The organism is Sphingomonas sp. SL1004, assembly GCF_057815015.1.
In genome coordinates this window covers 3,741,027-3,763,831 of record NZ_JBYMUX010000001.1, presented here as the reverse complement: position 1 = coordinate 3,763,831, position 22,805 = coordinate 3,741,027, and the positions used below count along the sequence as shown (strand labels likewise).

The 22,805-nt window shown below is 66.7% G+C and carries 21 protein-coding genes; 10 read left to right on the top strand and 11 right to left on the bottom strand.

Going from position 1 to position 22,805, the window contains the following annotated elements:
- Window positions 1–170: 170 nt before the first annotated feature.
- Complete coding sequence (locus tag AC3D24_RS17210) at window positions 171–728, bottom strand: CAP domain-containing protein (protein WP_489032344.1); 558 nt, start codon at window positions 726–728, stop codon at window positions 171–173.
- 43 nt (window positions 729–771) lie between these two features.
- Here AC3D24_RS17210 and hemW point away from each other — a divergent pair, with 43 nt between their 5' ends.
- Window positions 772–1,932, top strand: coding sequence for a radical SAM family heme chaperone HemW (hemW, locus tag AC3D24_RS17205; protein WP_489032343.1), 1,161 nt, complete (start codon window positions 772–774; stop codon window positions 1,930–1,932).
- A 122-nt stretch (window positions 1,933–2,054) separates the two neighbouring features.
- On the opposite strand, the gene AC3D24_RS17200 is transcribed toward hemW, so the two are convergent.
- Complete coding sequence (locus AC3D24_RS17200; protein WP_489032342.1) at window positions 2,055–3,269, bottom strand: penicillin-binding protein activator; 1,215 nt, start codon at window positions 3,267–3,269, stop codon at window positions 2,055–2,057.
- A gap of 10 nt (window positions 3,270–3,279) precedes the next feature.
- Here AC3D24_RS17200 and rsmI point away from each other — a divergent pair, with 10 nt between their 5' ends.
- The 5 genes from rsmI (at window position 3,280) to AC3D24_RS17175 (ending at window position 7,523) form a co-directional block, all read left to right on the top strand.
- Complete coding sequence (gene rsmI / locus AC3D24_RS17195; protein ID WP_423326940.1) at window positions 3,280–4,125, top strand: 16S rRNA (cytidine(1402)-2'-O)-methyltransferase; 846 nt, start codon at window positions 3,280–3,282, stop codon at window positions 4,123–4,125.
- A 78-nt stretch (window positions 4,126–4,203) separates the two neighbouring features.
- Window positions 4,204–4,605 (top strand): YraN family protein, encoded by a 402-nt coding sequence (locus tag AC3D24_RS17190; protein ID WP_489032341.1) that lies wholly within the window; start codon window positions 4,204–4,206, stop codon window positions 4,603–4,605.
- Window positions 4,606–4,781: 176 nt separating this feature from the next.
- Window positions 4,782–5,735 carry a glutathione synthase gene (gshB, locus tag AC3D24_RS17185; RefSeq protein WP_489032340.1) on the top strand — a complete coding sequence of 318 codons (954 nt, stop codon included), beginning with the start codon at window positions 4,782–4,784 and terminating at the stop codon, window positions 5,733–5,735.
- Window positions 5,736–5,906: 171 nt separating this feature from the next.
- Complete coding sequence (locus AC3D24_RS17180; protein WP_489032339.1) at window positions 5,907–6,506, top strand: DedA family protein; 600 nt, start codon at window positions 5,907–5,909, stop codon at window positions 6,504–6,506.
- 57 nt (window positions 6,507–6,563) lie between these two features.
- Window positions 6,564–7,523, top strand: a complete 960-nt coding sequence (locus AC3D24_RS17175; protein ID WP_489032338.1) for an IS481 family transposase — start codon at window positions 6,564–6,566, stop codon at window positions 7,521–7,523.
- On the opposite strand, the gene AC3D24_RS17170 is transcribed toward AC3D24_RS17175, so the two are convergent.
- Window positions 7,520–8,395, bottom strand: a complete 876-nt coding sequence (locus AC3D24_RS17170; RefSeq protein WP_489033204.1) for a tyrosine recombinase XerC — start codon at window positions 8,393–8,395, stop codon at window positions 7,520–7,522. The genes AC3D24_RS17175 and AC3D24_RS17170 overlap by 4 nt on opposite strands.
- Window positions 8,396–8,508: 113 nt before the next feature.
- On the opposite strand from AC3D24_RS17170, the gene AC3D24_RS17165 reads away from it, so the two are divergent.
- Window positions 8,509–9,969 (top strand): diguanylate cyclase domain-containing protein, encoded by a 1,461-nt coding sequence (locus AC3D24_RS17165; protein WP_489032337.1) that lies wholly within the window; start codon window positions 8,509–8,511, stop codon window positions 9,967–9,969.
- Window positions 9,970–10,038: 69 nt separating this feature from the next.
- Window positions 10,039–12,210 (top strand): primosomal protein N', encoded by a 2,172-nt coding sequence (locus AC3D24_RS17160; protein ID WP_489032336.1) that lies wholly within the window; start codon window positions 10,039–10,041, stop codon window positions 12,208–12,210.
- 280 nt (window positions 12,211–12,490) lie between these two features.
- Here the strand turns inward: AC3D24_RS17160 and AC3D24_RS17155 are convergent, their stop codons facing one another.
- The 6 genes from AC3D24_RS17155 to AC3D24_RS17130 form a co-directional block, all read right to left on the bottom strand.
- Complete coding sequence (locus AC3D24_RS17155) at window positions 12,491–12,745, bottom strand: ATP synthase F1 subunit epsilon (RefSeq protein ID WP_093399766.1); 255 nt, start codon at window positions 12,743–12,745, stop codon at window positions 12,491–12,493.
- Window positions 12,746–12,878: 133 nt separating this feature from the next.
- On the bottom strand, window positions 12,879–14,363 hold the full coding sequence (gene atpD / locus AC3D24_RS17150; RefSeq protein WP_056055325.1) for a F0F1 ATP synthase subunit beta: 1,485 nt from the start codon (window positions 14,361–14,363) through the stop codon (window positions 12,879–12,881).
- Window positions 14,364–14,367: 4 nt separating this feature from the next.
- A complete protein-coding gene (locus AC3D24_RS17145) occupies window positions 14,368–14,949 on the bottom strand; it encodes a hypothetical protein (protein ID WP_489032335.1) in 582 nt (193 codons plus the stop codon).
- Complete coding sequence (locus tag AC3D24_RS17140; RefSeq protein WP_056065178.1) at window positions 14,946–15,839, bottom strand: F0F1 ATP synthase subunit gamma; 894 nt, start codon at window positions 15,837–15,839, stop codon at window positions 14,946–14,948. The genes AC3D24_RS17145 and AC3D24_RS17140 overlap by 4 nt, the downstream gene beginning before the upstream one ends.
- A gap of 72 nt (window positions 15,840–15,911) precedes the next feature.
- The gene (gene atpA, locus AC3D24_RS17135; protein ID WP_055873607.1) at window positions 15,912–17,441 is read right to left on the bottom strand and encodes a F0F1 ATP synthase subunit alpha; all 1,530 of its coding nucleotides are present in this window, start codon (window positions 17,439–17,441) and stop codon (window positions 15,912–15,914) included.
- A gap of 4 nt (window positions 17,442–17,445) precedes the next feature.
- A complete protein-coding gene (locus tag AC3D24_RS17130; protein WP_187505215.1) occupies window positions 17,446–18,000 on the bottom strand; it encodes a F0F1 ATP synthase subunit delta in 555 nt (184 codons plus the stop codon).
- Between the two features lie 318 nt (window positions 18,001–18,318).
- On the opposite strand from AC3D24_RS17130, the gene AC3D24_RS17125 reads away from it, so the two are divergent.
- Window positions 18,319–18,996, top strand: a complete 678-nt coding sequence (locus tag AC3D24_RS17125; protein WP_489032334.1) for a dienelactone hydrolase family protein — start codon at window positions 18,319–18,321, stop codon at window positions 18,994–18,996.
- Between the two features lie 302 nt (window positions 18,997–19,298).
- On the opposite strand, the gene AC3D24_RS17120 is transcribed toward AC3D24_RS17125, so the two are convergent.
- Window positions 19,299–20,144, bottom strand: a complete 846-nt coding sequence (locus AC3D24_RS17120) for an oxidoreductase (RefSeq protein WP_489032333.1) — start codon at window positions 20,142–20,144, stop codon at window positions 19,299–19,301.
- 113 nt (window positions 20,145–20,257) lie between these two features.
- On the opposite strand from AC3D24_RS17120, the gene ada reads away from it, so the two are divergent.
- Entirely contained in the window at window positions 20,258–21,304 is a 1,047-nt protein-coding gene (ada, locus tag AC3D24_RS17115) for a bifunctional DNA-binding transcriptional regulator/O6-methylguanine-DNA methyltransferase Ada (protein ID WP_489032332.1), read from the top strand.
- On the opposite strand, the gene AC3D24_RS17110 is transcribed toward ada, so the two are convergent.
- The gene (locus tag AC3D24_RS17110; RefSeq protein WP_489032331.1) at window positions 21,280–22,782 is read right to left on the bottom strand and encodes a S1C family serine protease; all 1,503 of its coding nucleotides are present in this window, start codon (window positions 22,780–22,782) and stop codon (window positions 21,280–21,282) included. The genes ada and AC3D24_RS17110 overlap by 25 nt on opposite strands.
- Window positions 22,783–22,805 lie beyond the last annotated feature (23 nt).

Below are 22,805 nucleotides of genomic sequence, written 5' to 3'. Positions count from 1 at the left end.
GTCACCCCAGCGAAAGCTGGGGTATCCCAGTCGGGAAACGCACGGCTCGAACGGGGATACCCCAGCTTTCGCTGGGGTGACGAAGTTTCGCTGGGTTGACGGGTATGAGACGCAGCCACAGACAAGGGTCGCGGTGACACCGACATGCCGCGTTACCGCTCAGACCGCAGTCAGAACGATCGCTGCCCGATCACATTCCCCGGTGGCGAATACCGGCACACCAGATAATCGTCGGTCTTGTTGCTCGCGATCGCACACCCGACCGCCGTCGAGTTCCGCCAAACGATCTGCGTATAATGCGCGACGTCCTCGAACTTGCCCGTCCGGCTGAAATCGGGCGTCACGCCGTTGATGAAATCGCGCTTTTCCGCGACCCAATGCCCCATCATCTCGGCATAGGTGTAGGCGTAGCGCGTGCCCGTCCACAGATTTTCGCCCTCACGCGTATTGTCCTGCGGCTGATGCGCGTGCGCGAACTTCCCCGTTCGCGTCATTTCCTCGGCATAGGCGCGCGCGGTCGTCGCCAGCGTGTCGCTCCAAACCAGCGGCGACACGCCGACCTCGGCCCGCGCGGCGTTGTGGCCATCCATCATCGCGATCTTGAGCAATGCCGCACCGCGCGGCGCGGGCGCCTGCGTCTCGCGACGTTCGACGACACGCTCGGGCCCCTGCGCACACCCCGCAACCAGCAACGCCGCGGCGACCGCCAAACTCAACCGAACCGTCATCGCACTTCCTTCCGCCGCCCCGTGCGACCATATGCGCCAGATAATGCCCGTCTTCGAAACACCAAGCCCCGGTTCGGATCTCGCACTGTACGTCCACTGGCCGTTCTGCGTGTCGAAATGCCCCTATTGCGACTTCAACAGCCACGTCCGCGAGGAGGTCGACCAAGCCGCGTGGCGCGCCGCGCTGATCACCGACCTGGAGCATGAGGCACGCGTTCTGCCTGGGCGAAAGCTGCAGTCGATCTTCTTCGGCGGCGGCACGCCCTCGCTGATGCCGCCCGCGACCGTCGCGGCGGTGCTGGATGCCGCAGAAAAGGCGTGGGGGTTCGCCGAGGGCATCGAGATCACGCTGGAGGCAAACCCGTCGTCGGTCGAGGCGGCGCGGTTCGCCGATCTGGCGCACGCGGGGGTGAACCGGGTGTCGCTGGGACTGCAATCGCTTGATGACGCGGCCCTGCAGTTCCTCGGCCGCGCGCATGACGTGAACGAGGGGCAAGCGGCGCTGGCGACGGCACAGAGCGTGTTTCCGCGGGTGAGTTTCGACCTGATCTATGCGCTGCCGGGGCAGCGGCTCGACGACTGGCGTGCGGAACTCGCGCGTGCGCTGAGCCTCGGCACGGAACATCTGTCGCTGTACCAGCTGACGATCGAGGCCGGTACGCGGTTCGCGACCGAAGCGCTCGCAGGCCGGATCGTGATCCCCGATGGCGACTCGGCGGCCGACCTCTTCGAAGCGACGCGGGCCGACACCGCCGCGGCGGGGCTCCCGGCGTACGAGACGTCGAACCACGCACGGCCGGGGTCGGAGAGCCGCCACAATCTCGCTTACTGGCGATACCAGGATTACGCCGGGATCGGGCCGGGCGCGCATGGGCGGCGCGGCGGGCTGGCGACGGTGCGACGCAAGAAGCCGGAGAACTGGCTGGCGGCGATCGAGCGCAATGGCCACGGCATGGAGGTCGAGGATCCGCTGACCCCGTCGACGCGCGCGACCGAGGCTCTGCTGATGGGTCTGCGATTGGCGGAAGGGGTGGATCTTGACCGGATCACCGCGCTGAACGCGGGCGTCGTGCCGGTGGATCTGGCAGCCGTGGCGCGGTTGGAGGATCTGGGGCTGATCGCGCATACCCCGGGCCGACTGCGGGTTACCGAGGCGGGTGCGCTATTGTTGGATGCCATTTTGCCCGAGATCGTCACCGCCTGACCTGCTTCCGTCATGCCGGGCTCGTTCCGGCATCCACGGTTCCGCATATTCGAAAGAATTGAGATCGCGGGAACCGTGGACCCCGGAACTGATCCGGGGTGACGAAGTGCGTGGGACGTGCGCTACTTCCCAAACCCGGTCGGCGCCGGCGATACCACCGTGGTCGTACCGCCGCGGATTTCCTTCACCTCCAGCGCACGCTCGGCAACGCTGTCCTTGCCGAAGCGGAACGCTCCGTCGATGCCGGCAAAGCCATCGCCGTCGCGCAGGCGGTTGACCGGGAACGGCGTGCCGGGCTTCCAGTCGCGGGCGATCCGGACCGTCAGCAGCACCGAATCATAGCCGAGGCTCGACAGGCGGTACGGGCCCGTGCCGAACCGCGCGCGGTATTTGGCGGCGTATTGGCGGTACAGCGTGTCCGACACGCTCGCATACCATGCGCCGGAGAGTGCGGGCTTGGCGGCGATGCCGGGTTCCGAATTCCACAATTCGGTGCCGAGGATACGCGTCGATGCGCCGCCGCCACGCTTGACCAGCGCCGCCGCCGCCGCCGCGTTCGAACCGCTGTCGGCGATCAGCACCGCGTCGTACGGCGCCTTCGCCGCAAGCCGCGTGACTGCACCGGAAACGCCACCGGGGCCCCGCGCGTACGTCTGGAGCGATACGACCTGCCCGCCCGCACCCTCGACGGCGCGGAGGAACGCGGTCGACGCGCGCTCGCCGTACAGGCCGTTGGGGACCAGCCCGGCAAAATTGCTGACGCCGCGCTCCTTGGCGAAGTCGACGACACGGCCGACCGACTGGGTCGGGACATAGCCCATCAGGTACGTGCCGTTGCCCGCGACTCCCAGATCGTTGGAGAAGCTGAGCACGGGAATGTTGGCGGCGCGCGCGATCGGGGCGACTGCGCGGACGTCGTCGGCGAGCAGCGGCCCGAGGATCAGTTGCGCCCCTTCTGCGATCGCGCGCTGGGCCGCCGCGGCGGCGCCGGTCGCGGTATCGTAATTGGTAATCCGCACGCGCTGGTTCTGCGTATCGAGCAAGGCCAGCATCGTCGCGTTGGCGATCGAGGTGCCGACGCCGGCGTTGCTGCCCGACAACGGCACGAGCAGCGCGACGCGGTTGCGCTCGGCATCGCGGGGGATGCCGGTCTCGACACCGATCGTCGGCCGATCGACCGGGCGCGTCGTCGGGCGCTGCTGTGCAGGCTCGACGGGGCCGCGCGGGACGATCGTCTGACACGCGCCGAGCAGGCATGCCGCAGCGAGTGCGGCCCACCGTCCGAATGCGCGTGGCCGATGGCGCCCCGGTTGCCGTATCGTCGCTGCGTCTGCCATGACACTCCCCATGAACCCTGAAACTCTTCTCGATCCCGGCCTCTACATCGTCGCGACCCCGATCGGCAATCTTGGCGATCTGTCGCCGCGCGCTGCCGACATCCTCCGCAGGGCCGATGTGATCGCGGTCGAGGACAGCCGCGTGACGGCCGGGCTGCTACGCCATGTCGGCACCAAGACGCCGATGGTGCCGTATCATGACCACAGCGCGGAAGGGGTAAGGCCAGCGCTGATCGCACGCATGGCGACGCAGGCGGTGGCTTTGGTGTCGGACGCCGGGACGCCGCTGATCTCCGATCCCGGCTTCAAGCTGGTGCGTGACGCGCGGGCCGCGGGGCATCTGGTGGTCACGATCCCCGGCCCGTGTGCCGCCGTCGCTGCGCTGACGCTGGCGGGGTTGCCGACCGACCGGTTCCTGTTCGTCGGCTTCCTGCCGTCGAAGCTGCACGCGCGGGCGGAGGCGATCGCCGAAGTCGCGACGATCCGCGCGACGCTGGTGATGTACGAGTCGGGGCCGCGGCTCGGCGCGTGTCTGGCGGCGCTGCTCGAAGGGCTCGGCGACCGCGAGGCGGCGGTGACGCGCGAGATCAGCAAGAAGTTCGAGGAGGCAGTGACGGGGACGCTGTCGACGCTCGCCGCACGCTATGCGGATGCGCCGCCGCGCGGCGAAATCGTGATCGTCGTCGCTCCGCCGGGCGAGGCGCCGCCGGCGAGTGCCGAGGACGGTGACGCGGCGCTGACCGAAGCACTCACCCGCCTGTCCACCGGTCAGGCTGCGAGCGAGGTAGCGAAGAAACTGGGGCTCGATCGCAAGGCGCTGTATGCGCGGGCACTGGAGTTGAAGCCTAAACCCTGATCTCCCCTCCCGCTTGCGGAAGCGCGCCATTCTTCCCTCCAGCTTGCGGGAGGGGTCGGGGGAGGGCATGCCACGGACGTGCCTCCCCCGCCCTCCCCTAACCCCTCCCGCAGGCGGAAGGGGAACACCGCTGACCGACAAGTCGCGGAGGCCACCGGCCGACGCGGCGAGCGGCTGGCGGGGTGGTGGTTGCGGCTGAAGGGCTGGAGCATCCTCGATCGCCGCGTTCGTACGCCCGCCGGCGAGGTCGACCTCGTCGCGCGGAAGGGCAACCTGATCGCATTCGTCGAGGTAAAAACCCGCGCGACCGCCGCCGAACTCGACTTCGCGATCGACGAACGCCGGCTTGCGCGGGTGGCAGCGGCGGCGGAGTATCTGATGCCGCGCTATGCCGGACCGGGCGACGATATCCGTGTCGACGTGATCCTGCTCGCGCCGGGTACGCGACCGCGGCATATCGAGAATGCGTGGATCGGGTGACGGGATCGGGTAGCGATCAGGCAAGCGTGGGTGACAAATCCCGCCCGCCTTCCTAAGTCCCGATCCGAACCATCCCGACCCGTCACCGCTGCGGAAGCTGGGTCTCTCCGTAACCGGGAGACCCTAGCTTCCGCTGGGGTGACGGCCAAAGCGGGGTGCATGGAAGGAATGCGAGAATGAGCCTCACCGTCGCCGTCCAGATGGACCCGCTCGACAGCATCAACATCGCCGGCGATTCGACCTTCGCGCTGATGCTCTCGGCGCAGAATCGTGGCCATAAGCTCTTCCATTACTCCGCCGAGGACCTGAACTACCGCGACGGCCGGGTCTGGGCGAAGGCGCATCCGGTCACCGTGCAGCGCGTCGTCGGCGATCACTTCTCGGTTGGCGAGCCCGTGAACCTCGACCTCGGCGACGAGGCCGACGTCGTGCTGATGCGACAGGATCCCCCGTTCGATCTCGGCTATATCACCGCGACGCACCTGCTCGAGCGGATTGCCGACAAGACGCTGGTCGTGAACGATCCTGCGCAGGTCCGGAACGCGCCCGAGAAGGTGTTCGTGCTCGACTATCCGCAGTTCATGCCGCCGACGCTGGTGACGCGCTCACTCGACGAGGCGCGGAAGTTTCTTGCCGAGCACGGCGCGATCGTCATCAAGCCGCTGCACGGCAATGGCGGCAAGGCGATCTTCAAGGTCGAGTCGGATGGCGCCAATCTGTCGGCGCTGATGGAGGTCTTCAACATGACGTGGCGCGAGCCGCACATGGTCCAGGCTTTCCTCCCCGACGTGGCGAAGGGCGACAAGCGCATCGTCCTGATCGACGGCGAAGTCGCGGGCGCGATCAACCGGCTGCCGGGCGAAGGCGAGATCCGCTCGAACCTGGCGGTCGGAGGATCTGCGGAGAAGTCGGAACTGACCGACAAGGAGCGCGAGATCTGCGCGGTGCTGGGACCGGAACTCAAGAAGCGCGGGCTGCTGTTCGTCGGCATCGACGTGATCGGCGGCACGTGGCTGACCGAGATCAACGTGACGTCGCCCACGGGGATCGTCGCGATCGAGAAGTTCGACGGGACCGATGTCGCCGGCATGATCTGGGATGCGATCGAAGCGAAGGTGGCGGCGCGGTAGGCACCGAACACCACCCCGGCGGAGGCCGGGGCCCAATTGGAATGGTCGTGGCAACGAAGCGCCGTCCTCCGTCATGACCGTCCCCCAATTGGGCCCCGGCCTTCGCCGGGGTGGTGCAGTGGTGGAACGCCGCGCGGAACCCATCCGCCGCCCCGGCAGTATCTGATACCCATGACCGCTTTCATCCTCGATCTCATCGCCTGGGGCGGATATTTCGGTATCTTCCTGTTGATGGCGCTCGAGAATATCGTGCCCCCGGTGCCGTCCGAAGTCATCATGGGACTCGGCGGCATGGCCGTCGCGCGCGGCGACATGACCGTCGTTCCGCTGATCGCCTGGGGCACCGCGGGGTCGGTAGTCGGCAACTATTTCTGGTATTATATCGGCCGCAACATCGGTTACGAACGCTTCCGCCCGTTCATCGAACGCAACGGCCGCTGGCTGACGATGGAATGGTCGGACGTCGAAAAGATCCACCGCTTCTTCATGAAGCGCGGTGGCTGGGTGATCTTCGTGTTCCGCTTCATGCCGACCTTCCGCACCGTCATTTCGCTGCCCGCGGGGATGACCCGCATGCCGATCTGGCAGTTCGTGATATGGACCGCGGCGGGCAGTGCGATCTGGAACACCGTGCTCGCCTATGCCGGCATCCTGCTCGGCTCGCATTTCGAGGAACTCGACCGCTATGTCGGGCCGGTCGCGGTGGCGACGTTCGTGGTCATCATCATCGGCTATGGGTGGCGCGTGCTGACCTGGAAGCCCAAGGGCTAGGTGTTTGATCCCACGGTTTGATGGTGCGATCCTTTCGTTGGAATGGAAGGAAGCCATATGGGACAGGTACGTCACGGGAGCGCCACGACCACGCACGCCGTCAGAGCAGCAATACAGCGATCGCAAGCTTCGCTCGCGACGTTGAGCCAGGAACTGGGGATCAACCCCAAGACGGTCGCGAAGTGGCGTAAGCGGGCGACGGTCGAGGATCTGAAGACCGGGCCGAAGGCCCCTCACTCCACGACCCTAACCGAAGCCGAGGAGGCAGCGGTCGTCGCATTCCGGCGTCACACGTTGCTGCCGCTGGACGACTGCCTCTACGCATTGCAGCCGTCGATCCCTCATCTGACCCGATCGGCGCTGCATCGATGCCTGCAGCGGCACGGTATATCCCGTCTGCCGGACATTGAGGGCGACAAGCCGAAGCGACAGCGCTTCAAGCGCTACCCGATCGGCTTCTTCCACATGGATATCGCCGAGGTTCAGACAGCCGAAGGCAAACTCTACCTGTTCGTCGGCATCGACCGCACGAGTAAATTCGCGGTCACCCAGCTCGTCGACAAGGCTGACAGGCGAACGGCGTGGGAGTTCCTTGAGCACCTGCTGAAAGCGGTGCCGTACCGGATCCACACGATCCTGACCGACAATGGCATCCAGTTCGCCGACCAGCCGCGCAACCGTAACACCGCCTGGTCGCGTCAGATGCGCTTCGACATGATCTGCGAGGCAAACGACATTGAGCACCGCCTCACGAAGCCGAACCATCCGTGGACCAACGGACAGGTCGAACGGATGAACCGCACCATCAAGGAGGCGACCGTCAAACGCTTCCACTACGAAAACCACGAACAGCTACGGACGCACCTCGCTGACTTTATGGCTGCCTACAACTTCGCCCGTCGGCTCAAAACGCTCAGCGGCCTCACGCCTTACGAATACATCGCCAAAATCTGGACTTCAGAGCCTGAGCGGTTCATCGTCAATCCGATCCACCAGATGCCGGGACTAAACAGCTAGGCGCCGCCATGAGGATGGGCGTTGCGGTACACGTCCATCAGGTGCGCAGCGTCGACCTGCGTATAGATTTGCGTCGAGCTCAGGCTCGCATGCCCGAGCAGCTCCTGCAGCGCCCGCAGGTCCGCTCCCCGCCCCAGCAGGTGCGTCGCAAAGCTGTGGCGGAGCGCATGTGGGGTCGTCCGGTCGCCAAGGCCCAATCGCGCCCGCGCACCGCGCACCGAGCGCCGAACCACCACGGGCGACAGCACGCCGCCCTTTGCGCCGCGAAATATCGGCGCATCGCGCGCGATCGGCCACGGAGTCTGCGCGACATAGGCCTCGATCGCCGCGCGTACCTGCGGCAACAGCGGCACGACGCGCGTCTTGGCGCGCTTGCCCGTTACCCGGATCGTCTCGCCCAACGGGAGCACGGCTCCCGTCAGCGTCAGCGCCTCGCCGATCCGCAGCCCCGCGCCGTACAGCAGCAGCAGCACCGCCCAGTCGCGCGCGCCGATCCACGGCTCGGCCGCATCGTCCGCCACCTCCTCGGCCAGCGCGACCGCCTCGGCGGGAGAGATTGGCCGCGGCACACCTTTCTTAACACGCGGCCCGCGCAGGCGGGGTTGCTCGGCCTCGTCGTTCGCCCACGCGAGGAAGCCGCGCAAGGCCGACAATTCCCGCGCTGCCGAAGCATTGCCGAGCCCCGATTCGCGACGCTGCGCAAGATACGCGCGTAGGTCGATCGCCGTCACCCGCGCCAGCGCATTCCGGTCGATTCGTTCGCCCCAATGGCCTGTCAGGAACGCCGTCAGCCGCTCGGCCGATGCGCGGTACGCCCGGACCGTGTGGACCGACCGGCGCCGATCGCGCGCGAGATGCTCGGCCCAGACCATCGAGGGCGGGAGTACGTCGTGCGACGTCGCGAAGTCATTGTTAATTACCACAGGTGGACAGTATCGCGTTCAACCGGCAAAGAAAATTAACGTCCTCGCATTATTGAATCGCCATGTCCCCGATAGACCTCACCACAGACATGTTCGCGGACGAAACACGGCGCGTGGCAGCATTACATGCCCTTGAGCTGCTCGACAGCGAGCCCGAGCGCGAATTCGATGCGCTCGTGGCGCTGGCGGCGGAAATGTTGGGCTGTCCGACCGCGTTACTGACGCTCGTCGACAGTGACCGGCTCTGGATCAAGGCGGCAAGTGGCGGAGATCGCGGCGAAATCCAGCGCGAAATCGGGATGTGCAACTATACGATCCGGGGCCAGGAGCCACTGGTGATCGACGATCTGGCCGATGATCGGCGGTTCGATTGTAATCCGCTGGTCATGGCCACTCAGGGTGCACGCTTTTATGCCGGGGCACCGATCCACGCGATCGACGGCATGGGCGAACGACGCGCGATCGGGGCGATCTGCGTGGTCGATACCGCACCGCGCAGCCTGAACGCCGCGGGTCGCCGCGCGCTGATGCATCTCGCCACGCTGGCCGAAACGACGATCGCGGCGCGCTCGGCGGCACATCAGGCGATCTCCATCGCTACGGTTGCCGATCGCCAGGCCGCCGCGCTTACCCGCCAGGATCGCATCTTTCGCCAGGCGGAGCGGATGGCGGCATTCGGATCGTGGCGCGTGACGCTGGCCGACGAACGGCTCGAATGGTCGGACGGCGTCTACCGGATCCACGGCCTTCCGGTCGGCGAGCTGCCGCCGATGCCGATCGCGATGGGCTTCTATCCGCCGCATGCCCGCGGCGAGGTGACGGCAGGGCTTGCGCGAACGGTAGAGACGGGCGCCCCGCTTGATCTCGAAGTCGATTTTATCACGGCACAAGGCGAACCACGCCGCGTCCGCGTGATGGGCGAACGCGAGGGCAGCGAAAGCACTGCCGTTGCGGTCGTCGGCGTGTTCCAGGACGTCACCGAACGCCATGCACTCGAAGTGACGCTGCGGCGGTCGGCAGATACCGATTCGCTGACGGGCATCGCCAACCGTGCTGCGTTCGATCGCGCGCTCGACGCCGCGATCACGCGGGCGCATGCGCAGGACACGCCGCTCTTGCTGGCGCTCGTCGATCTCGACGGGTTCAAGGCGATCAACGACACGCTCGGCCATACCGCGGGTGACGACGTGCTCCGCGGCGTCGGCCGGGTGCTGCAAGCGCCGTGGCTCAAGGGTAGTTTCGCGGCACGTCTCGGTGGCGACGAATTCGCGCTGATAATCGACGATTCGCGGCTTGCCGCCACGTCGGATCTTATCTGCGCGCGGCTTGAGGAGGCGCTGCGCTTCCCGATTGCGATGAACGGCCTGGCGATGGTCAGCGCCGGCACCGTCGGGATCGCCGCGCTCGACCCCGACTGTCACACCATTCGCGATTTCGTGCACCGCGCCGATACGATCCTCTACCGGGCGAAGCGCGCGCGCGTGGGTGAGCGCCGGCGCAGCGATCGGCGCTCCGCCGCTTAAGTCGGATCTCGACCGACTGGTACGCAAAGCGGTTTCCGTCGAGTCGATCCGCCCCCATATACGCACACGATGTCGTCTCGCGCCCGTGTCCTGATCCTCAACGCCGCTCTTGGGCCGCTCGACTACCGCGTGCCTGCCGGCATGAGCGTGGAGCCGGGCTCGATCGTGGTCGCCCCCCTTGGCCCCCGCCAGTTGCTCGGCGTGGTGTGGGAGGCGGAGCGGATGCCGTCGGATGCGGAGGTTGGCGACAACCGGTTGCGCAACCTGCTCGCGGTCGCCGACGTGCCGCCCCTGGGAGCACCGCTGCGGCGACTGGTCGAGTGGACCGCGGATTATTACCTCGCGCCGGCCGCGTCGGTGTTGCGGATGACGCTGGCGTCGACCTCGGCGCTGGAAGGCGCGCGGACGGCGATCGAGTATCGGTCTACTGGAGTCGTGCCACCTCGCCTTACCCCGCAGCGCGAGCAGGCGCTGGAGCGGATCGGCGATCGCCAGGGGCTGATCCGGGAGCTCGCCACGCTGGCAGAGGTCAGCGATGCGGTGATTCGCGGGCTGGTGAAGGTCGGTGCGATCGAGGCGGTCGAGGTGAGTATCGACGTCCCCTACCCTGTCCCCGATCCCGCGCATCACGAACCGGTCCTGTCGGAAGATCAGCGCGCCGCGGCCGATGCTCTCGTCGCGGGCGTTGCGGAGCACGCGTTCCACCCGACCCTGCTCGACGGGGTCACCGGGTCGGGCAAGACCGAGGTGTATTTCGAGGCGGTGGCGCAGGCGATTCGCGATGGGCGCCAGACGTTGGTCCTGCTCCCCGAGATCGCGCTGACCGAGCCGTTCCTGAAGCGCTTCCACGACCGGTTCGGGTGCGAGCCGATCGCATGGCATTCGGGATTGCGCTCGACCCAGCGGCGGCGCGCGTGGCGGGCGATTGCGAGTGGCGAGGCGTTGGTGACGGTGGGGGCGCGCTCGGCGCTGTTCCTGCCGTACCGCGATCTCGGGCTGATCGTCGTCGACGAGGCTCACGAGACCAGCTTCAAGCAGGAAGAGGGTGTGCATTATCACGCGCGCGACGTCGCCGTGATGCGCGGCAAGTTCGAGGGGTGCCCGGTGATCCTCGCCTCCGCGACGCCGGCGATCGAGACGCGGCAACAGGTCGTGACCGGGCGGTATGCGGAACTCAAGCTGCCGGGGCGGTTCGGCGCGGCGGAGATGCCGACGATCGAGCCGATCGACCTGATCAAGGAGCCGCCCGAACGTGGTCGCTGGCTGGCCCCACGTCTGGTCAAGGCGATGCAGGCGACGCTGGAGCGGCGGGAGCAGTCGCTACTCTTCCTCAACCGGCGAGGCTATGCGCCGTTGACCTTGTGCCGGACGTGCGGGCACCGGTTCCAGTGTCCGAACTGCACCGCGTGGATGGTCGAGCATCGGCTGACGCGGCGGCTCGCCTGCCATCATTGCGGCCACGCCGAGCCGACGCCGCGCGTCTGCCCCGAGTGCAAGGGCGAGGATACGCTGGTCGCCTGCGGGCCCGGCGTGGAGCGGATCGCCGACGAGGTGACGGCGCTGTTCCCCGAGGCAAAGACGGCGGTGGTGACGTCGGACACGATCTGGTCGCCCGCCAAGGCGGCGGAGTTCGTCGGGCGGATGGAGGCCGGCGATATCGACATCGTCGTCGGCACGCAGCTGGTGACGAAGGGGTATCATTTTCCGAACCTGACACTGGTCGGCGTGGTCGATGCGGACCTCGGGCTCGATGGCGGCGACCTGCGTGCGGCGGAACGCACGTTCCAGCAGATCCGGCAGGTGTCGGGACGTGCTGGGCGCGGCGAGAAGCCGGGGCACGTGTTCATCCAGACGCATAGTCCGGGAGCCCAGGTGATGCAGGCGCTGATCACCGGCGATGCGGATGCGTTCTACGCGGCCGAAACGGATGCGCGGAAGGACGCGGGGGCGCCGCCGTTCGGGCGCTATGCGGCGATCGTCGTGTCGTCGGAGGACCAGTCTTGCGCGCATGATACCGCCAAGCTGGTAGGGCGAAGTGCGCCCGAGGTCGAGGGCATGCACGTCTATGGCCCTGCGCCGGCGCCGTTGGCGATGTTGCGGGGGCGGCACCGGTATCGGCTGCTGGTTCATGCGCGGCGGGCGCTGGATGTGCAGGATGTGATTCGGGAGTGGCTGGGGAAGCTGGACTGGCCGTTGAAAGTGCGCGTGACGGTCGACGTCGACCCGTATAATTTCTTGTAGTGCTAGGCGCTGGGAGCTGGGAGCTGTGAGCTGTGAGCTGGGAGCCGCGCGCCTCGCCCCGCCCCCCTACATCCCCTCACCCCACCCGTCATCCCAGCGGAAGCTGGGATATCATCGGGGCGGGTGCTGCGACCCGGAACGGGGAGATCCCAGCTTTCGCTGGGATGACGGTTTGAGGGAGGCGCTCGCCGGCTCAAATCCAAATAGCGTGTTCACCCGCGAAGGCGGGTGCCCAGTCTGGGTCCCCGCCTTCGCGGGGAAACAATCTTGTTAGGGAAGCTTACTCGCCCGCGTGCTCGGCAAGCACTGTCAGGCCCTTGGCGTTGACCTCGGCGAAACCGCCCTTGATGGCGATGATCTCGGGGGTGCCGTTCTGCGTGCGGTAAACCTGCACGCCGCCGTCGCGGACCGTCGACATGAAGGGCGCGTGGCCTTCGAGGACGCCGAAATCGCCTTCGGTGCCGGGGACGACGACCATGTAGACCTCCTCCGAGCGGACGAGCTTTTCTGGCGTGACGAGTTCGAAATGCAGCATGTCTGGGTCTCACTCCCCTCCCGCATGCGGGAGGGGCCGGGGGTGGGCTCGCGCCATCGGCGTCGCGCGACGTGGAGAGCGGGTGCCCACCCCCCAGCCCCCTCCCGCTTGCGGGAGGGGGAGCAGTTAGAAGTTACGCCTCGGAAGCCATCTTCTCGGCCTTGGCGACGGCTTCGTCGATGCCGCCGACCATGTAGAACGCCGCCTCGGGGAGGTGATCATACTCGCCTTCGACCACCGCCTTGAACGACCGGACCGTATCCTCGAGCTGGACGAACTTGCCGCTGATGCCGGTGAAGACCTCGGCGACGTGGAACGGCTGGCTCAGGAACTTCTGGATCTTCCGAGCCCGCTGGACGGTGAGCTTATCCTCCTCGGACAGCTCGTCCATGCCGAGAATCGCGATGATGTCCTGCAGCGACTTGTACTTCTGCAGCGTCGACTGAACGGCGCGCGCAGTGTCGTAATGCTCCTGGCCGACGACACGTGGCTCGAGCAGACGCGAGGTCGAGTCGAGCGGATCAACCGCCGGGTAGATGCCCAGCTCCGAGATCGCGCGGTTGAGGTTGGTCGTGGCATCGAGATGCGCGAACGACGTCGCCGGTGCCGGATCGGTGAGATCGTCGGCCGGAACGTACACGGCCTGCACCGAAGTGATCGAGCCCTTGTTGGTCGACGTGATGCGCTCCTGCAGCGCACCCATGTCGGTCGACAGCGTCGGCTGATAGCCCACTGCCGAAGGAATACGGCCCAGCAGTGCCGAAACCTCGGCACCCGCCTGCGTGAAGCGGAAGATGTTGTCGACGAAGAACAACACGTCCTGGCCTTCGACGTCGCGGAAATACTCGGCGATCGTCAGGCCCGACAGCGCGACGCGAGCGCGTGCGCCTGGCGGCTCGTTCATCTGGCCGAACACGAGCGCGACCTTCGAACCCTCCGACTGCGGATTGCCGTCGGCATCCTTGGCGATGACGCCCGCATCGAGGAACTCGTGGTACAGATCGTTACCCTCGCGGGTGCGCTCGCCGACGCCCGCGAACACCGAGGTGCCGCCGTGCCCCTTGGCGATGTTGTTGATCAGTTCCTGGATCAGCACGGTCTTGCCGACGCCGGCGCCGCCGAACAGGCCGATCTTGCCGCCCTTCGCATAGGGTGCGAGCAGGTCGATGACCTTGATGCCGGTTACCAGGATCGCGCTCTCGGTCGACTGGTCGACGAACAGCGGCGCCGAGGCATGGATCGGGGCGGTCGTCTCTGCGCCGACGGGACCACGCTCGTCGATCGGCTCGCCGATGACGTTGAGGATGCGACCGAGCGTCTTCGGACCGACCGGCACGCGGATCTGCGAGCCGGTGTCGGTGACGGTCTGGCCGCGGGTCAGACCCTCGGTAGCGTCCATCGCGATCGTGCGAACGGTGTTCTCGCCGAGATGCTGCGCGACTTCGAGCACGAGCCGGTTGCCGTTATTGTCGGTTTCGAGCGCCGACAGAATGGCGGGCAGGTTATCGGGGAAATGCACGTCGACGACGGCACCGATCACCTGCGAGATGCGGCCGGTGTTGTTCGTGGCCTTCGAGCTGCCCTCGGTCGGGCGGATGTCTTCAGCGGCGGTTGCCATCACACTATCCTTGGGTCTTGTTGTTGGCCGGGCTGGTAGCCGGAGAACGGGTAAAAGTCACGTCCACGCGTGCTGGCGTGGTGTTGGTAGCAGGTACGATCGCGACCTTGGCGGGCGCCGCATCGAGTGGCTGGCCGAGGCGGATCGCGCGCAAGAGGTCGGGCGACGCCTTGATCTTGAAGCGGCCGAGAAACTCGCCGATGGTCTGCGCGAGCCGCATCCGTGCAGTGGTCACGTCGACCGGGTCGGTCAGCGTCAGCGTATAGGCCACGGTATCGATCGCCGCGGCGGTCTTGCCCGTAACCGCGACCGAGGTCGTGTTGGGCTTGGCCGCATTGGAATTGGAGAACATCCGCGGCTGGCCAGTCGCGATGAAGCCATCGTTCTTCGCCGCATACTCGCCGAGCGCGAAGCCCGCCTGATTGATCGCGCCGACCGTCTCCTGCGGGGCGGCGAACAGCCGATCCCAGCCCGACAGCGTCGCGACGGAAGCGGTCTGCGCCGCTTCCTGCTCACGCACCGATGGTGCCGGCTTGCCACAGCCAGCCAGCATCATCGTAAGGGTCAGGGCGACCGCAAGCCTCATTTCAGCGCTTCGGCACCCGAGATGATCTCGACCAGCTCGGTCGTGATCGCAGCCTGACGCGTACGGTTATACTGGATCGAGAGGCGCGTGATCATGTCGCCGGCGTTGCGCGTGGCGTTGTCCATCGCGTTCATGCGCGAGCCCTGCTCCGACGCTGCGTTTTCGAGCAGCGCACGGAAAATCTGGATCGCGACGTTGCGCGGCAGGAGATCGGCGAGGATCGCTTCCTCGTCGGGCTCGTACTCGACCACGGCTTCGGCAGGCGCACCGGGCTTGGCCTCGGCACCGGGGATCGCCGACAGCGGGATCGGGATGATCTGGATACCAGTCGGGACCTGCACCAGCGCCGACACGAACTTCGCGTAGAACAGGTGTGCGACGTCGAACTGGCCTTCGCCGAAGCGCTTGATCAGGTCCTCGGAGATTTCCTGCGCATCGCTGAACGCGAGTCGCTTGATCTGGCCCATCTCGTGATCGGCGAGGATGTCGTTCGGGAAGAAGCGCTTGATCACGCGCCCCTTCTTGCCGGCGACGTAGAACTTCACGGTCTTGCCCGCCGCGATCAGCTCCTCGGCCTTGCGACGTGCCGCACGAACGATGTTGGTGTTGAACGCACCCGCGAGGCCGCGTTCCGACGTCGCGATGACGATCAGGTGGACCTGGTCCTTGCCGGTGCCCGCGAGCAGCGGCGACGCGCCCGGTGCGATACCGACGCGCCCCGCAAGGCTCGCCATCACCGCTTCGAGACGCTCGGCATACGGACGCCCGGCGACCGCCGCGTCCTGCGCACGGCGCAGCTTCGCGGCGGCGACCATCTTCATCGCCTTGGTGATCTTCTGCGTCGACTTCACCGAGCCGATGCGGATCTTGAGTGCCTTGAGGCTCGCCATCTACGTCCCTTTGTTCCTCCGCGAAGGCGGAGGCCCAGTCTGGGCCCCCGCCTTCGCGGGGGCACAATCTACTTAAGCGAAAGTCTTCGCGAACGCTTCGAGCGCTGCCTTCAGCTTGTCCTTCGCCTCGTTACCCAGGTCGCGGGTATCGCGGATCAGCTTCAGCACGTCGGCATGGTTCGCGCGCATGTCGGCCAGCAGCGCCTGCTCGTAGCGGGTCACGTCGGCGACCGGCACCTTGTCGAGATAGCCGCTGGTGCCGGCGAAGATCGACACGGTCTGCTCCTCGAACGGCAACGGCGAGAACTGCGCCTGCTTGAGCAGTTCGGTCAAACGAGCACCACGATTCAGCAACTTCTGCGTCGACGCATCGAGATCCGACCCGAACTGCGCGAATGCCGCCATCTCGCGGTACTGCGCCAGCTCGAGCTTGATCGAGCCCGACACCTTCTTCATCGCCTTGGTCTGAGCCGCCGAACCGACGCGGCTCACCGACAGGCCGACGTTGATCGCCGGACGCACGCCCGAGAAGAACAGGTCGGTCTCGAGGAAGATCTGGCCGTCGGTGATCGAGATCACGTTGGTCGGGATGTACGCCGAAACGTCGCCTGCCTGCGTCTCGATGATCGGCAGCGCGGTCAGCGATCCGCCGCCATTCGCGTCCGACATCTTCGCCGCACGCTCGAGCAGACGGCTGTGGAGATAGAACACGTCGCCCGGATACGCCTCACGGCCCGGAGGACGACGCAGCAGCAGCGACATCTGGCGATACGCGACGGCCTGCTTGGACAGATCGTCGTAGCAGATCAGCGCGTGCATGCCGCGATCGCGGAAATACTCGCCCATCGCGACGCCGGTATAGGGCGCGAGATACTGGAGCGGTGCGGGGTCCGACGCGGTCGCGGCGATGACGATGGTGTATTCCATCGCGCCATTCTCTTCGAGCGTCTTGACGAGCTGTGCGACGGTCGAGCGCTTCTGGCCGATCGCGACATAGACGCAATACAGCTTCTTCGACTCGTCGTCGCCGGCGTTGGCGATCTTCTGGTTGATGAACGCGTCGATCGCGACGGCAGACTTGCCGGTCTGGCGATCGCCGATGATCAGCTCGCGCTGGCCGCGGCCGACGGGGACGAGGGCGTCGATCGCCTTCAGGCCCGTCTGGACCGGCTCGCTGACCGACTGGCGCGGGATGATGCCCGGTGCCTTCACTTCGACGCGGCTGCGCTCGGTGGTGTGGATCGGGCCCTTGCCGTCGATCGGGTTGCCGAGGCCATCGACCACGCGGCCGAGCAGCTCCTTGCCGATCGGCACGTCGACGATCGTGCCGGTGCGCTTGACGATGTCGCCTTCCTTGATCTCGGAATCGCTCCCGAAGATCACGACGCCGACGTTATCGGCCTCGAGGTTGAGCGCCATGCCCTGCACGCCGTTCGAGAATTCGACCATCTCGCCGGCCTGGACGTTGTCGAGGCCGAAGATGCGCGCGATGCCGTCGCCGACGCTCAGCACCTGGCCGGTCTCGCTGACCTGGGCCTCGGTGCCGAAATTGGCGATCTGATCCTTGATGATCTTCGAGATTTCTGCGGCGCGGATATCCATTAGCTTAGCCCTTCATCGCGTGCGCGAGAGTGTTGAGACGCGTCTTGATCGACGAATCGATCATCTGGCTGCCGACGCGGACGACGAGTCCACCCAGCAACGATGGGTCGACGCTGAGGTCGACGGAAACTTCACGGCCGACCCGCTGGCGGAGCTGATGCTTCAGCTCGATCACCTGCTCGTCGGTCAGCGGATGCGCGGACGTCACCTCGGCGGCGATCTCGCCGCGATGCTGCGCGGCAAGTGCGCGGAATGCCTTGATGATCTTCGGCAGCGCGCCCAGCCGGTGGTTCTCGGCGAGGACGCCGAGAAAGCTCTTGGTGGTCGCATCGACGCCGAGCTCGTCGGCAACCGCGGAGACCGCCTTCACGGCGGCACCGCGCGAGACCATCGGGCTGACCGTCAGATTGCGGAAGTCCTCGGACTGCGCGAGTGCGTCGCGCACGTTCGCCAGGCTCGACTCGACCGCATCGATCGTCTTCGCGTCACGCGCGAGTTCGAACAGGGCCAGCGCATAACGCCCGCCTAAGCTCGCCTGAATACCGCCGGATGTCTCCACGGAACCTCTATCCTCGCCTGCAACGAATAACCGACCCAAAGGAAGAGAGGGCGCGAAAGCACCTCTCCTGGGACGCGGCGCGGTTAGCATCGGGTTGTCGGATTGGCAACCCGGCGGGAGGGTCGGGAGGACGGGTTTGTGACTGTTTTGTCATTCGTGTCGAGACAACCACCACTCCTATGTCATCCTCGCGAAGGCGGGGGATCGATATCCTGCGGACCCAGCGCTTTCGCCGCACGGCCTGCCACTATGGGTTCCCGCCTCCGCTGGAATGACGGTATTGGGCGGGCGTTACGACCAATCGACGAGGACTGAAGAATGACCGGCACGATGGAAACGATGACGATGTCCGACGGCGCGAGCGTCGCGGTCTATCACGCGCAGCCGACCGGCGAGCGTCGCGGTGGCCTTGTGCTGGTGCAGGAGATCTTCGGCATTACGGACCACATCCGCGATCTCTGCAATGAGTATGCCGCCGACGGCTACGAGGTCCTGGCCCCCGCGCTGTTCGACCGCGAGCATCCCGGCTTCGAGGCGGACTATTCGGGCGACGGCCTCGCCCGCGGGGTCGAGCTGGCCCGCCAGCTCCACCCGTTCGACCTGTCGCTGAAGGACGTCCAGACCTGCATCGACACGCTCGCCTCCGCCGGGCCGGTGTTCGTGGTCGGCTATTGCTATGGCGGCTCGGTCGCGTGGTTCGCTTCGACCAAGCTCACCGGCGTGGCGGCGGCGAGCGGCTATTACGGCAGCATGATCCCGGCCGCGGCGGACGAGGAGCCGAAGGTGCCGGTGATCCTCCACTTCGGTCGCCACGACCACGGCATCCCGATGGAGGGCGTCGAGCAGGTGATCGCGAAGGATTGGCCGAACGCGACGGTGTATGTCTACGAGGCGGGCCACGGGTTCAATTCGGACCGGCGGAAGGATTACCACGAGCCTAGCGCGGATCTGGCGAAGCAGCGCACGCTGGACCTGTTCCGCGCCAACGGCGGCTAAGCCGCCGCATCCTATTGGCACCACCCCGGCGAAGGCCGGGGCCCAATTGGAAAGGTGGCAGTAATTGAGGGGCGCGCTCTGTCAGCGACGTCCCCCAATTGGACCCCGGCCTTCGCCGGGGCGGTGGCTTCGGTTAGATGGTGGCTCTGGTAAAAGGCCAGGAGAGAGCAAAGGGCCTGAGCGCAGACTAGCGCTACAAACGTGAAGGCAACCCCCCGCTTCCTTGTTCTCCCGCGAAGGCGGGAGCCCAGTCTGGATCCCCGCCTTCGCGGGGAAACAGGTTGTGGGGTTAAGCTCTCAGATTACTCGCCTGGGAAATCGGCTCCGAGGCTGTCAGCCTTATGCGCCTCGATCTCCTTCAACCGCTCCGCCAGCTTCTTCGTCACAGCATCATACCCCCAGGCCCCCAGCACCAGATGCCGCGGTGGGTTCGCGTTTTCTGTCAGCGCGATCATCGCCTCGCCGGCCCGCACCGGATCGCCAGCCTGAGTCCCGCTCACCTCGCGCGTACCGTCGAGCCGCTTCCCCGCAGTATCCGCATAGTCGGCGATCTTCACCGGCGTCTGCTTCAGCGAACGCCCGGCCCAATCCGTGCGGAACGGCCCCGGCTCGACGCACGTGACGTTGATGCCAAGCGGCTGAACTTCGGCGAGCAGCGCGTCCGACCACCCCTCTACCGCATGCTTCGACGCGGCGTAATAGCCCGAGCCCGGGAACCCGACCTGGCCGGCGACCGAGGTGATGTTGATGATGTTGCCGCTCTTCTGTGCCCGCATGATCGGCAGCACCGCCCGCGTAAGCGCAAACAACCCGAACACGTTCGCATCGAACTGCGCACGGATCTCCGACTCCTCGCCCTCCTCGACCGAAGCCTGGTAGCCGTATCCCGCATTGTTCACGAGCACGTCGATCCGCCCGAACTTCGTTTTGGCCCGCGCGACCGCATCGTCGATCTGCGCCTGCTCCGTCACGTCGAGCGACACCGCCAGCGCACGATCCTCGGTACCCTTCGCCAGATCAGCGACGCGATCCGCATCCCGCGCAGTGACCACCGCACGCCAACCGCGCGCTAGGACGAGCTTGGCGAGTTCACGGCCGAAACCGGTCGAGCAGCCGGAAATGAACCAGACGGGGGTGTCGGAGGCCATGAGACATCTTTCGTTATGGGGTATACCCAAGAGAACGGCCGGGCCCGCGATTGGCTCCGCTTTGACCGCAAGCCACGGGATGCACGCGCGTCGCGACCGGCTATACCGACGCGATGATCACCGCTCCCGACAATGATACCGCCTGGACCGCGTTCGAGCGCCGCGACCGCGCGTGGGACGGCCGGTTTATCGTCGGCGTGAAGACCACCGGCATCTACTGCAAGCCAAGCTGCCCCGCGCGCCATCCCAAGCGCGAAAACGTCACCTTCCACCCCGACCCGCCAAGCGCCCGCGCCGCCGGCTTCCGCCCATGCCTGCGTTGCACCCCGGACGAAGTCGGCCGCGACCGCATCGCCGTCGCCGCGGCGGTCGCACTGCTCGAAGCCGCCGAAGACCGCCTCTCGCTAGAGGAGGTCGCGGCGAAAGTCGGCTACGCCCCCCATCACTTCCATCGCCTGTTCAAGCGCGCCACCGGCGTCACCCCCGCCGCCTACGCGCGGGCCCTCCGCACCGGCCGCGCGGCCAACGCCCTATCGGAGGATTCGACCGTGACCGAAGCGATCTACGACGCCGGCTACTCCGCCCCCAGCCGCTTCTACGAGGCCGACGCGAAACGGCTCGGCATGGCCCCCAGCGCCTGGGCACGCGGCGGCGAAGGCGTCACGATCCGCTGGACCACCGCCGATACGAGCCTCGGCACCCTGTTCGTAGCCGCCACCGACAAAGGCCTGTGCCGCGTGTCGTTCGACGAAGACGCCGACGAACTCCGCCGCCGCTTCCCCAACGCCACGATCGAACCAGGCGATGCCGCGCTCGCCGACCTGGCAGCGCAAGTCGTCGCTGCCGTCGAATCCCCCGAACGCGACCAAGACCTCCCGCTGGACGTCCGCGGCACCGCCTTTCAGGAAGCTATCTGGCAAGCATTGCGGCAAATCCCGATCGGCGAAACCCGCACCTACAGCGAACTTGCCGCGCTCGCCGGTCGCCCCGCCGCGGTCCGCGCCGCCGGCACCGCCTGCGGCCAGAACCCGGTGTCGATCGTCATCCCCTGCCACCGTGCGCAGCGGATCGGCGGCGCGCTCGGCGGCTATGCGTACGGGCTGGATCGCAAACGCGCGCTACTCGCGACCGAGGCTCAGCGCGCCGACTTGCAGGAATAGACGAGCTTCTCGTTCGGCAGCGGCGGCAACACCGCACGCACCGCCGCCTGCTGCCCGGCGAGTCGCCCAAGCGCCGCATCGTCCATGTTGCACACGTTGGGCACGACACCGCGCGCGGTCCGCGCCGCGGTCATCCCCGCTGCCGACAGCAGATAGCGCGTGTTGGAATACACGCGCGTCGCCGGATCGAACGAGAGGACGGACACGGTCTGCTCGGCATCGGGCACCAGCACGCGGTCCCAGCGGCCGTTCGCCTCGACATATTGCGTCTTGCCGTTGACGCAGCCCTTCGCGCCCCAATCGATCGGCACGTCCTCGCTGGACGAAATCGTGATCCGGCTGCGCTCGGGGATCAGCGTGCACATCAATTTGCCGAGCGCCGCATCGGGCGTCGATATCCGCGTCTTCGGCAGCGCGGACAGTGGCACGTCGACCTCGCCGGAGGGCCGCAGCACGAACACGACAATCGCGATAAGCGCACTCAGCCCGCCAACGCCCAGCGCCCACACCGCCTGCCGCCGCTGACCACGCGATTCGAGCAGCCCCGCGCTCCCGATCACCAGCGCCCCCGCCACCAGCAGCAGCCCGGCGATCGCCATCACGTTCTCGCGGCTGCGCGACGCCTCGGTCCGCGCCTTCTCCAGCGCAACCTCGCGCGCCATCGCATCCTGCGTCGCGGCATCGCGCTTCGCCGACGCCGCATCGGCGGTGGCGCGCGCGTCCGCGTCGCTATCCTGCCGCAAGCGATCCTCGATCGACGTGCAACCCGTCCCGATCGACGCGTAGGGCTGTTTCGCGTCGTGCAGGAAGCCGGCGAGCTCGGTATCCGCAATCGCGAACCCGAACGTCGAATCGCCCTCCTCGCCGCGCGTGATCGCCGAGTTCACGCCGATTATTCGGCCGCAGCGATCAAGCAAAGGCCCGCCCGAATTGCCCCGCGCGATGCTGGCGGTATGGAGCAAGACTTCGACATTGCTCAGCACGCGCCGCCCCGACAGCACACCCTCCGACCGCACCGGAGTCATCGGCCGGATGTAATCCGCCGCCGACCGCGCGGTCGCCAGATCGACGTTCCCCGGGAAGCCGAGCGACACCACCGCGTCGCCCTCACTCATCGGCCCGGTATAGAGCGCGCTCGGCGGCAGGCGCGCGCCGGTGAACTCGATCAGCGCCAGGTCGCGCTGCGAATCATACGCGATCACCTTGCCCTGGTACGATTTGGTGCCCTCGGTCGGGACGATCCCGACGACGACATTGTGGGGATAGCGCTCGGCGAGATCGACGACGTGCGCGTTGGTGACGATCCGGTTGGGCGCGATCGCAAAGCCGCTGCCGTGACCGAAGCCGACCACCTGATCGTCGACTACCGCGATCGTCACGACGCGCACCACGCCGCGCCCGGTGGCGGCGATGTCGTCGGCAGACGCGGAGCTCGCCAACCCGAAAGTCAGCGCGAGAAGGAGCAGCAGGCGGATCATTCCCCAGCCTTCGGGGAGTTCTC